This window comes from Shewanella sp. 5S214 (genome assembly GCF_041439795.1).
Lineage (GTDB): Bacteria > Pseudomonadota > Gammaproteobacteria > Enterobacterales > Shewanellaceae > Shewanella > Shewanella vesiculosa.
This window is the reverse complement of the sequence record NZ_JBGOOV010000001.1, coordinates 287,739-299,149: the sequence shown is the minus strand read 5'-3', so window position 1 is coordinate 299,149 and position 11,411 is coordinate 287,739. Positions and strand designations below refer to the sequence as shown.

The window sequence follows — 11,411 nt, the reverse complement described above, 5'->3', positions numbered from 1 at the left end:
CTAACCAGTGACATACGGATTAACAGTCCGCCGTTCTACCAACTGAACTATTGGGGAAGCGTATTATTTCAAATGTGTTATCTCGATGGCTCCCCAAACTGGACTTGAACCAGTGACATACGGATTAACAGTCCGCCGTTCTACCAACTGAACTATTGGGGAATCGTTTCGATAACGGTAAATATTGGCTCCCCAAACTGGACTCGAACCAGTGACATACGGATTAACAGTCCGCCGTTCTACCAACTGAACTACTGGGGAAGCGTTTTTAGCAATGTATTGCTGAGAACGGAGCGCATAGTAAAACGCTCTGGTAACTGAGTCAACTCGAGTTATAAAAAAAAACGCATTTATGTGACTAATTGGTTACCAAACACACATCGTGAACGACTTTTGCTCGTTTGTGGTGATATTTTGACAATGAAAACAAAATTAATCACTTACTCATAAAATCTATTGTCGAACACTAACGATGCTGTTTATGTCAATTTCTTTGGGGAGTAGGTAGTTTGTGGTTGAAATTTGTTCGACTGACTTGATTTATCTCTTTGTAACAGAAAGTGGCACAAGTTTTAGCGACAAAGTCTCTCAATAAGCATATATCGAGCAATAAATTGTGCGTTGATACATTAGACTACTTAGCCAATCTCTTGAGATCACGTTTGTGGTCACTTTTACTGTAGCACCGCTCACTCATGCCGCTTAACTCCATCTCATGATTTCCATCTTGATGCCTCATCATAATAAAGTGATTATTCAAGTGCTGATATTTCGGCTAAGAGCTAGCTCAGTTTAACTAATGTATTTAAGAGAATGAAGATTAACATTAATGAAATGTGTATCGAAAGTAGATGACTCAGAGATGGGATCGCAAGCTTGATCGATATTCAATCGATTGCTAAAGTAATTGTAGATTATCGAATTTAGCTGTTCTTGACCCAATAGGTGAACTATTGTCGCTATCTTTCGTATTAATCTGCAAATGTAATTAAATTTCATCACAAATTTCTTACGCTTTTATGAAACTCACTTGGTCGCTACCCCGCAGCAGTATTGAACTTTATTGACTTATCCACTAAATCTGTGGATAAACTTGTGGACTTCTTATGTAAATGAGCGGCAACCCCTTATTGCGCTTGAGTCGGACTTAAATTGGTACAATTATTTAGCGATAAGTTAAGTTGTATTTAATCAACTAGATACAAAAATCAACAACTTTCTTTTGTCACTGTTCTCTCAGTTGCAAAATTGTAATCTCTTTGGACAGTAGATTGTGTATTAAATTATGATTTAAGTTAGTTTTTCGGCGTATTACAGTGATTTAATCATGACCTTATCCATTTGTTTATAACTTTCACTTTAGGATCTTTATTTTGTCACATTACAGTGCTAAGTCGCTGATATTGATCTGAATAAAACATGCCCCAATTAATGGCTATAATGCGCTTTTAGGGTTCATTTGGGCATAGCTTTAAATGATAAGAGAAGCTGTGCAATGATATTTTATATCGCCATTTGCTTGTTTTTGGGTATATCATAAACAGTTAATTAAAATAGGAAGCCGTGTTGTGTCAGAGTCCGTTTTTTCCCTAGAGTCCAAATTTGAACCCGCCGGCGATCAACCTACAGCGATAAAAAAATTAGTTGATGGTTTAGAATCTGGTGTGGCTAGCCAAACGCTACTCGGCGTTACTGGATCAGGTAAAACATACACAATCGCCAATGTCATTAAGCAAATGGGGCGGCCAACTATTATCATGGCGCCTAACAAAACCCTTGCAGCTCAGCTCTATGGTGAGATGAAGGAGTTTTTTCCACATAATGCGGTTGAATATTTTGTATCCTACTACGATTACTATCAACCTGAAGCCTATGTTCCTGCGTCTAACACCTTTATAGAAAAAGATGCATCTGTGAATGCTCACATAGAGCAAATGCGTCTATCGGCCACTAAAGCGCTTTTAGAGCGTAAAGATGTGGTGCTCATCGCCTCGGTATCAGCTATATACGGTTTAGGTGATCCCGACTCTTATATGAAGATGCTATTACATTTGCGCCAAGGTGATTTTATGGGGCAACGGGACATCCTCATCCGACTCAGTGAATTGCAATACAAACGCAATGATATTGAATTACAACGCGGCACATATCGAGTTCGTGGTGAAGTGATTGATATTTTTCCGGCAGAATCTGAACGTGAAGCGATTCGAATTGAATTGTTTGACGATGAAATTGAACGCTTAAGCGAATTTGATCCTTTGACTGGACAGATTAACAAGCGCATCGCACGCACCACTATTTATCCTAAAACCCACTATGTTACCCCGCGAGAAAAAATTCTTGCCGCCACGGAAGAGATAAAGGAAGAGCTACGAGAACGCCGTCAGTATTTACTTGATAACAATAAGTTGATTGAAGCTCAGCGGATCACTGAACGGGTCCAATATGACATTGAAATGATGGTCGAGCTGGGTTACTGCTCTGGAATTGAAAATTACTCGCGATATTTATCCGGTCGATCATCTGGAGATGGTCCACCAACTTTACTTGATTACCTTCCTGCAGATGGTTTACTGATCATTGACGAATCACATGTCACAGTGCCGCAAATCGGCGCTATGTACAAAGGTGACCGAAGCCGAAAAATGAACTTAGTAGAGTATGGCTTTCGATTACCATCTGCATTGGACAATCGGCCATTAATGTTCGAAGAGTTTGAGCGATTAATGCCGCAAACTATTTTTGTTTCTGCGACACCTAGTTTATATGAACTTGAAAAAAGTACCGGAGAGATAGCAGAGCAGGTGGTAAGGCCTACGGGGTTGCTCGACCCTGTTTTAGAAGTGCGTCCAGTGGGTATTCAAGTTGATGATTTATTGTCTGAGATCCACAAACGTGTGGCGGTGAATGAAAGGGTGCTGGTTACCACATTGACCAAACGGATGTCAGAAGATCTGAGTGAATACCTTGATGAACATGGCATAAAAGTGCGCTATCTGCATTCTGACATTGATACCGTTGAGCGGGTTGAGATTATCCGAGATTTACGTTTAGGGCGTTTTGACGTACTGATTGGGATTAACTTATTACGTGAGGGCTTAGATTTACCAGAAGTATCATTAGTCTGTATTTTAGATGCCGATAAAGAGGGTTTTTTACGTTCCGAACGCTCACTTATCCAAACCATTGGTCGTGCGGCCCGTAATGTTAACGGCAAAGTTATTTTATATGCAGATCGCATAACCAACTCAATGGCTAAAGCCATGGGGGAAACGGAGCGTCGACGCGAAAAACAACATCTACACAATGTGGCCAATGGGATTGTGCCGCGAGGTGTGGTGAAAAGTATTACAGATGTGATGGATGTTGGTGATAGCAACTTCAGTAAAGGTACACGTAAAAATCACTCTAAATTTGCTGAAGTCGCAGAAGAGCGCGCTAAATACACCAGTATTGCTGATTTGAGTCATCAAATTGATAAACTTGAAAAACAAATGCATGAACATGCTAAAAATTTAGAGTTTGAGCAAGCAGCAGCTGTGCGTGACGACGTTAAACATTTACGAGATCTGATCATTGTTAATAGCTAACAAGTTGAAAATATAATCCCTGTCTGCTGCCAGATGGGGAAGAGTCTCATGTGATCACAAACAACTGCATCGATAAATTATTCTAAAACTGCTCATAAAAAAACGCGCCAATTGGCGCGTTTTTGTTGTTGCATATTATTGAGCTAATTAGAAACTGGCTGAGCGTGGGGCACGTGGGAACGGGATAACATCACGAATGTTGTTAACGCCAGTAACGTACGATACCAAACGTTCAAAACCTAGACCAAAGCCTGCATGAGGTACTGTGCCATAGCGACGTAAGTCGCGATACCACCAGTAATCTTCTTGGCTTAAATCCATTTCAGCTAAACGCTTATCAAGTACGTCTAATCGCTCTTCACGTTGCGCACCACCGATGATCTCACCAATGCCTGGTGCTAACACGTCCATAGCGGCAACTGTCTTACCGTCATCATTTAAGCGCATGTAGAAAGCTTTAATGTCTTTCGGGTAGTTTTTTACTACCACAGGTGCTTTAAAGTGTTCTTCAGCTAGGTAGCGTTCGTGCTCAGACTGTAGATCGATACCCCATTCGACTGCGAATTCAAACTTCTTACCGCATTTTTTAAGGATTTCAACCGCATCAGTATAATCCACTTGGGCGAAATCACTGCTCACAAAGGCTTGTAAACGTTCAATAACGGTTTTATCAATACGCTCATTAAAGAAGGTTAAGTCATCCATACGCTCTTCAAGTACCGCACTGAAAGCGAACTTAAGCATTTTTTCCGCTAACTCAGCCGCATCGTCTAATGTAGCAAACGCCACTTCAGGCTCAACCATCCAGAATTCTGCAAGATGGCGAGTTGTGTTGGAGTTTTCAGCACGGAAAGTCGGGCCAAAGGTATACACTTTGGATAATGCACAAGCATAGGTTTCAGCGTTCAACTGACCCGATACGGTTAAGAATGCTTCTTTACCGAAAAAATCTTTATCGTAATCAACTTTACCTGCGTCAGTACGTGGAAGATTTTCCATGTCTAACGTTGACACGCGGAACATTTCACCTGCGCCTTCACAATCAGAAGCGGTAATAAGTGGGGTAGATACCCAGATAAAACCTTCTTGGTGATAGAAACGATGGATTGCTTGCGATAAACAGTTACGAACTCGAGCTACAGCACCAATAATATTGGTACGTGGGCGTAAATGGGCGAGTTCACGAAGATGCTCAATAGAATGACGTTTAGCCGACATTGGATAAGTATCTGGATCATCAACAAATCCAGTCACTACGATTTCAGATACTTGTAATTCAAATGCTTGGCCGGCACCTGGAGAGGCTACCACTTCACCTGTCATCACAACAGAGCAGCCTGCAGTCAATTTCAATACATCGTCATTGTAATTGGCTAGGCTATTTGGCACGACACCTTGAATAGGGTCGAAACATGAACCGTCATAAACGGCCAAGAAAGAGATACCCGCTTTTGAATCACGACGAGTTCTTACCCAGCCACGTATAGTGACATGTGAACCAACGGCGTGTTCAGCTTTAAATACAGAAGCGACAGATGCAATGCTCATTGTTGCTTTATTCTCCAACGTATAGAATATAAATATAAAATTTGGGTTTATCTTACCTTGCTGGTGGCTTTTCTCAAGCTGAAAACGCTATTCTATAAAGATTATTGTGATACTTTTGAGTAAGTCGATTAAATATTTGGCGAATTAGCCTCGTATTCTCTCGTTAACCAAGGAAAAGGCCATGTCTCGTTTAGGTATTATACAAGTGGTGTTGACTATTTTGTCATTATTAGGCTGGAGCTTAGCCATTTATGCATTGATTATCTTTGGCGAAGCCAGACCCGATAGAGCCGTAGGGTACTTTTTGAGTAAGGGTGCCACGGTCCGCTTGAACTGGGATCCACAGTTAACCATTAAATTAGAATACCTAATTTGGTGGTGTGCCGGTGTTAGTTTTCTCAACCTGCTGGTAAATTTTTATGCTAAGGCCACTACGCGCATAGGGTTTTGGGTTAATATTCCGTTGTTGTTTTTGGTGTCAGTGTCTGCGGGTTTGTACATTCGTTACGTGGTGTAGATGTGTAGATTAATGCTCATGCAGAAGCCAATAAAAGTGGTTACCGTTTGGGTGTTGAATTGGATTTTTATTTAAATCGCCAATGTTATAGGCTTAATTGACATCGATATGACGACACAATAAGTCGATAATGGCGGCGGTAACCCCCCAAATAAACTTGTCTTCAAAAGGCATAAAGTGAACTTGATACCTTGCCCCATGACGATAATGAAACATGTTATGGCGGTTGCTGCGCTCAATAAAAAAATTGAGTGGTACCAAAAAGCAATCTTCAACTTCACCAGGATCTAGCACCAATTCAAAAGGCTGCTTTACCATCGCTACCACAGGGGTAATTTCAAAACCAGTAAAGGTTTTGTGCGCAGGAAAAATCCCTAGAATATCGACATTTTCAGGCTGTAATCCTATTTCTTCGTGCGCTTCGCGCAGTGCCGTATGAATAATATCCCTATCATTTGGCTCAACTTTACCGCCAGGAAAGCTGATTTGACCAGGATGGTGACGTAAATGCATAGGACGCCGAGTTAACATAATATGCAGTTGCTGATCGACTTCCATTACTGCAATTAACACCGCGGCTTGACGACCAAGATATGATTTGGGCGCAGAGGTGATGGTTGAGCGCAGCCGATGTAAGTTATAGCGTAAAGTGAATTCGTGTTTATTCATTGGTAACGTCTGGATCCTATTTATTATATCTGGTTGTTTTAGTCGTAAATAGTCACAATCATTCGATGGTATCTACCAAAGCTTAACCAGCATAACGGAGCCATTTAATGGTGGCATTTTACCACAATGCTCGATATGAGTGGGCTTAGATATCTTATAGAAAAACAACACCTGTTATAAATTTAATACCATTCAATACCCCGTCTATAGTAAATCAATATTTCGTTCCTATTTTATTAATCTTTCATCAATAGCAGGCAAATGCTACAGGTGGCTAATCAGTGGTCTACTGATGATCATTAATTCATCTGGAAGTCTCTTCTATTTAGCTGCGCTATTTTATGGCAATAGCAAAGCAAACTTTATGATGTTATGCACTTTTTTTGTATCTTCTGCACTATTTCTGTGCGATAACTAATCGCAGATGAGCGTCACAAGTAACAATATTTGTTAAATTGAATTTAATTAACCATCTGATTTATAAGTAATATGTTTTGTCATTTTACTGCCATTAATCTGTAGTCAATTTGTTATGATTAACTGGCATGGTAACTGCTGTATTTTCAGTAGTTAATTCACGCGAGGAGGACAAATATGGAGCTAGAAAAGTTACTGTATTTGCAAGGCGTAGGGGCAGAGTTTATCGATTGTTTCGGTAATCTTGTTCATATACCCGCTAAGGACAGGCAGGGTATTTTAACCACAATGTTGTTACCATCTTCAGGTCATCAACATGCTTTTAGCCGTCATAGCGAAGCGTTATGTCATCTCAATGAGTCTTATCATCAACCATTATCAGAGTCACAGGTTGCAGCTAAGATCAGCCAGCTCGATATCCAACCTTGGTTAAAGCCACTGCATAACTTTCAATGGTGTTTAATTGATAAGCCTCATGTTGATATTTACTTACCAGAGCGTGACTCAGGTGCTTTTAGCATCAAGATCCACGGTGAAAATGCACACTCTATCTCGATCTCTGCACAGGTCAATGACTGTATTGTTGTCGGTGAATACCATATTAACGGTCAGCGTTATTGTCAGTATCGCTTATTTTTCGTTCATCCCAGCCTGCAGTTAGGATACTACTCATTGAGTTTATCCTTTATCAATGATCCAGCTCATCCTGATGTGTTGCATGGGCAATTAATGGTCTCTCCATCTATGGCCTATCAAGGTCGTTTAGCACAAACAGATAAACAGTTTTGGGGACTGAATGCGCAGCTTTATGCATTACGTAATGATGCTCAATGGGGCATAGGCGATTTTGGCAATTTAGCCGAACTGATTGATTACGCGGCTCATGCTGGTGCTGATTTTATTCTGCTTAATCCACTTCATGCTTTAGACATCAGCCAGCCAGATAATCCCAGTCCATATAGCCCAACGGATCGTCGGCGTTTAAATCCCTTATACATACAAATTGAAGCCGTTGGTGAATATAACGCCCTTGATGGGGAGTTATTATCACAAAAATGGCAACAAAAAAGACAGATCCTCAATCAAGCTCATTTGATTAACTATGATGAAGTTCAGCAGTTAAAATATGCTGCATTTGAAAAACTGTATCAAATATTTTGCTTGGACCATGTTAAGTATGAAACCCCCAGATTTAAAGAGTATTTGGCATTCATAGAACAAGATGACGTTGCATTAATGCAATTTGTCACCATGGAATTGAAATTGGCATCTAAAAATTTCACTCATGATGCTGGGTTTTATTTATATTTACAGTTCATTGCCAATGAGCAATTACAAGCTTGTCAGCTTAATGCGAAGCAGTGCGGCATGAGTATTGGACTGATCCGTGATTTAGCTGTTGGTGCCATTAGCCATGGGGCGGAGGTGAGTGCAAATGTTGATTTTTTTTGCGATAACGCCAGTATCGGCGCGCCGCCAGATCCGTTTGCCGAGCAAGGCCAAAATTGGGGCTTAACTCCATTTGATCCGGTCAAATTAAAACAACATGACTTTAGCCACTTTATCCAACTGGTTCGCAGTAATATGCAAAGTTGCGGAGCCTTGAGGATCGACCATGTCATGGGGTTGCTGCGTCTATGGTGGTGGCCGTTACAGGACGATTTAGGCAATGGCAGCTATGTCTATTACCCGCTTGAAACCTTACTAGCTATTGTGTGTTTAGAAAGCCAACGGGCGCGTTGTGTCGTTATTGGTGAGGACTTAGGCATAGTTCCGCCAGAAATAGTGGCTTGTTTGCGTGACGCGGGTATTTTTTCGAACGAATTATTCTATTTCTGTAAAGATTATCACGGCTTCAAGTCTCCACAAGAACACAAGCGCCAGAGCTTGATGATGCTAGCTAATCATGATGTTCCTACATTATTTGCGTGGTGGTCTGGCGACGATTTACGTCTACGACGTCAGCTTAATTTGATCGAAACCGATGATAAATTACAGCAGCTTTTAGCGCAGCGTCAGCAAGAAAAAATACAATTAGTCGATTTACTTATCCGCGAACATGCGTTTGAGTTACCACTGCCCACATCTTCAGTGGATGAATTAGAGTTTGACAGTGTGTTACTGGCTTGGATAAGTGTTGCCGCCAAAGGCAATGCACAATTGTTTAGTGTGCAATTAAGTGACTTAGTCGCTGATAAGCATGGGGTTAATATTCCTGGTACTTGGAAAGAGTTCCCTAACTGGCAGCGCAGGTTACCTTTGTCTATTAAGCAAATGTCCCAAAGTCCTAAAGTACAACAACGTCTTGAAGCGATAGCTTGTGCACGACAATCTCGCAGCAACGCCCGAAGCAGCGTTAGTGCTGTAAACATTCCCTCATCCGATACACTCGGCCATTAATGGATCACTGATTATGACTGTAGCGACCCCGTATTTTCAGCAAGATAGTGAAATAGCCTTATTAAATGGTGAGTACACTGACGTGTTTTCATTACTTGGTATGCACAGTAGTAGTGATAATAAAGGATTAATTGTTCGTTGCTTACTTCCCGGTGCACTGAGTATCGATGTGTTAAACGCAAAAGATCTCCGTAAAGTGGCCAGTCTTGAACAGGTTAATCAACAAGGTTTGTTTGCCGGTAAAATGGGCCGCAGAGTGAAACCTTTTGCTTACTTATTGCGAGTGCAATACCCATTGTGTGAACAGCTCATCAATGATCCTTATCAGTTTGATAGTTTACTCAATCCTGATGATGTGTATTTATTCGGTGAAGGTAGTCAGTTACAAACTTATCATTTTCAAGGGGCTAACTGGCGCGAGCATCATGATGTTAAAGGTGTGCATTTTTGTGTGTGGGCGCCAAATGCCAAGCAAGTGGCTGTGGTGGGCGATTTTAACTTATGGGACAAAAAACGCCATGTGTTGCGCCACCATCCTGCGAGTGGGTTGTGGGATATTTTTATTGCAGATGTTGAACCTGATCAACACTATAAGTTCGCTATTTGCGATGTTCATGGCAATGAGATTATTAAATCTGATCCCTATGCCGTTGCCATGCAACCGTCGCCGCACAATGCGTCAAAAATCCCTAATTTTGATCATTATGACTGGCAAGATGGCGAATGGTTAACTGAACGAGCTAGCCGTGAGCCTCATGCTCAACCTATGTCTATTTATGAAGTGCAATTAGCCTCATGGCGTCGTAGTGGTGATGACGGTCAAGATTACACCGATTATTCACAGCTCATTGCCGAACTGGTGCCGTATGTCAAAGAAATGGGCTTTACCCATTTGCAATTGATGCCAATCAGTGAGTATCCATTTGACGGTTCTTGGGGTTATCAACCTGTCGGGTTATTTGCGCCTACCTATCGCTTTGGCGACGCTAATGGTCTTAAAGCCTTTATCGATGAATGCCATTTACAAGGTATTGCAGTATTGCTTGATTGGGTACCCGCACACTTTCCTCGAGATCCACACGGGCTGGTGAGATTTGATGGTAGCTGCTTATATGAACATGAAGATCCGCGCCGAGGTGAGCATCCTGATTGGGATACGCTAATTTATAATTATGGTCGCGCCGAAGTACGCAGTTTCTTATACAGCAACGCCTATTACTGGCTAAACGAATTCCATTTTGATGGTTTACGCCTTGATGCTGTGTCGTCGATGTTATATCTCGATTACAGCCGCACAGCCGACCAATGGATCCCCAATGAACTGGGTGGCCGAGAAAACCTTCAAGCTATCAGCTTTCTACAGGAGCTTAATGCGCGCATGTACCAATGTTTTCCTGGCATTAATATGATCGCTGAGGAATCAACTGCGTGGCCAGGCGTGACTCAAGCGACCAGTAATAACGGCTTAGGTTTTGGTTTTAAATGGAACATGGGCTGGATGAACGACACACTGCGTTACATCAGCAGCGATCCTTTGTTCAGACGTTATCACCATGGTGAGCTGACATTTAGCTTAGTGTATGCCTTTACCGAACAATTTATTTTGTCGCTTAGTCATGATGAAGTGGTCCACGGCAAGGGGTCGTTATTACATAAAATCCCCGGCGACGATTGGCAGAAATTTGCTACGTTACGCGCTTATTACGGTTTCATGTGGGCACATCCGGGCAAAAAGTTATTGTTTATGGGCAATGAGTTTGCTCAGCGCAACGAGTGGAACCATAACCAGAGCCTTGACTGGCATTTATTAAACTATACGCCGCATCAAGGCGTGCAAGATTGGGTACGCGATCTCAATCAGTGTTATCAGCAATATCCTGCGTTATATCAACGCGATCACTATAGTGATGGTTTTCAATGGCTCGACTGCAATAATGCCGACGATAACATTTTAGTATTTTGTCGTTTTGGTATTGATAAACAACAACCTGTGGTGATTGTGGTCAACATGTCGCCACAGGTTTTTCACCACTTTAGAATTGGGGTGCCAACCGACCAGTCCTATAACGAAATACTTAACAGTGACCACCGTCATTATGGCGGCAGTCATGTTGTCAATGATGCAACGTATGAAATACAAGCAACAGAATGGCAAGGCATGCCTTACAGTTTAGTGATTACAGTGCCACCACTGGGATGCAGTATTTGGGCACCGGAACCGCATGAGTTGCCATAATAGTGCAACATGTTAAAACAGCAGGGTTTGACTT

General features: G+C 41.7%; 6 protein-coding genes and 2 tRNA genes. 4 read left to right on the top strand and 4 right to left on the bottom strand.

All coding sequences use genetic code 11. The features are described from left to right. Positions 1-86: 86 nt before the first annotated feature. Together ACED29_RS01150 and ACED29_RS01145 are read right to left on the bottom strand one after the other, a co-directional pair. A tRNA-Asn gene (locus tag ACED29_RS01150) sits at positions 87-162 on the bottom strand. 23 nt (positions 163-185) lie between these two features. After that, positions 186-261, bottom strand: a tRNA-Asn gene (locus tag ACED29_RS01145). A 1,307-nt stretch (positions 262-1,568) separates the two neighbouring features. On the opposite strand from ACED29_RS01145, the gene uvrB reads away from it, so the two are divergent. Next, positions 1,569-3,590 (top strand): excinuclease ABC subunit UvrB, encoded by a 2,022-nt coding sequence (uvrB, locus tag ACED29_RS01140; RefSeq protein WP_124014723.1) that lies wholly within the window; start codon positions 1,569-1,571, stop codon positions 3,588-3,590. A 147-nt stretch (positions 3,591-3,737) separates the two neighbouring features. On the opposite strand, the gene asnS is transcribed toward uvrB, so the two are convergent. Next, positions 3,738-5,138: an asparagine--tRNA ligase gene (gene asnS / locus ACED29_RS01135; RefSeq protein ID WP_371696772.1), complete on the bottom strand. Its 1,401-nt coding sequence runs from the start codon at positions 5,136-5,138 to the stop codon at positions 3,738-3,740. 181 nt (positions 5,139-5,319) lie between these two features. On the opposite strand from asnS, the gene ACED29_RS01130 reads away from it, so the two are divergent. Next, a complete protein-coding gene (locus tag ACED29_RS01130; RefSeq protein ID WP_124014725.1) occupies positions 5,320-5,655 on the top strand; it encodes a hypothetical protein in 336 nt (111 codons plus the stop codon). A gap of 93 nt (positions 5,656-5,748) precedes the next feature. Here the strand turns inward: ACED29_RS01130 and ACED29_RS01125 are convergent, their stop codons facing one another. Then, complete coding sequence (locus ACED29_RS01125) at positions 5,749-6,324, bottom strand: CoA pyrophosphatase (RefSeq protein WP_124014726.1); 576 nt, start codon at positions 6,322-6,324, stop codon at positions 5,749-5,751. 594 nt (positions 6,325-6,918) lie between these two features. Here ACED29_RS01125 and malQ point away from each other — a divergent pair. Further along, the gene (gene malQ, locus ACED29_RS01120) at positions 6,919-9,141 is read left to right on the top strand and encodes a 4-alpha-glucanotransferase (RefSeq protein WP_371696770.1); all 2,223 of its coding nucleotides are present in this window, start codon (positions 6,919-6,921) and stop codon (positions 9,139-9,141) included. A 10-nt stretch (positions 9,142-9,151) separates the two neighbouring features. Beyond that, the gene (glgB, locus tag ACED29_RS01115) at positions 9,152-11,377 is read left to right on the top strand and encodes a 1,4-alpha-glucan branching protein GlgB (protein WP_371696797.1); all 2,226 of its coding nucleotides are present in this window, start codon (positions 9,152-9,154) and stop codon (positions 11,375-11,377) included. The last annotated feature ends 34 nt before the right edge of the window (positions 11,378-11,411 follow it).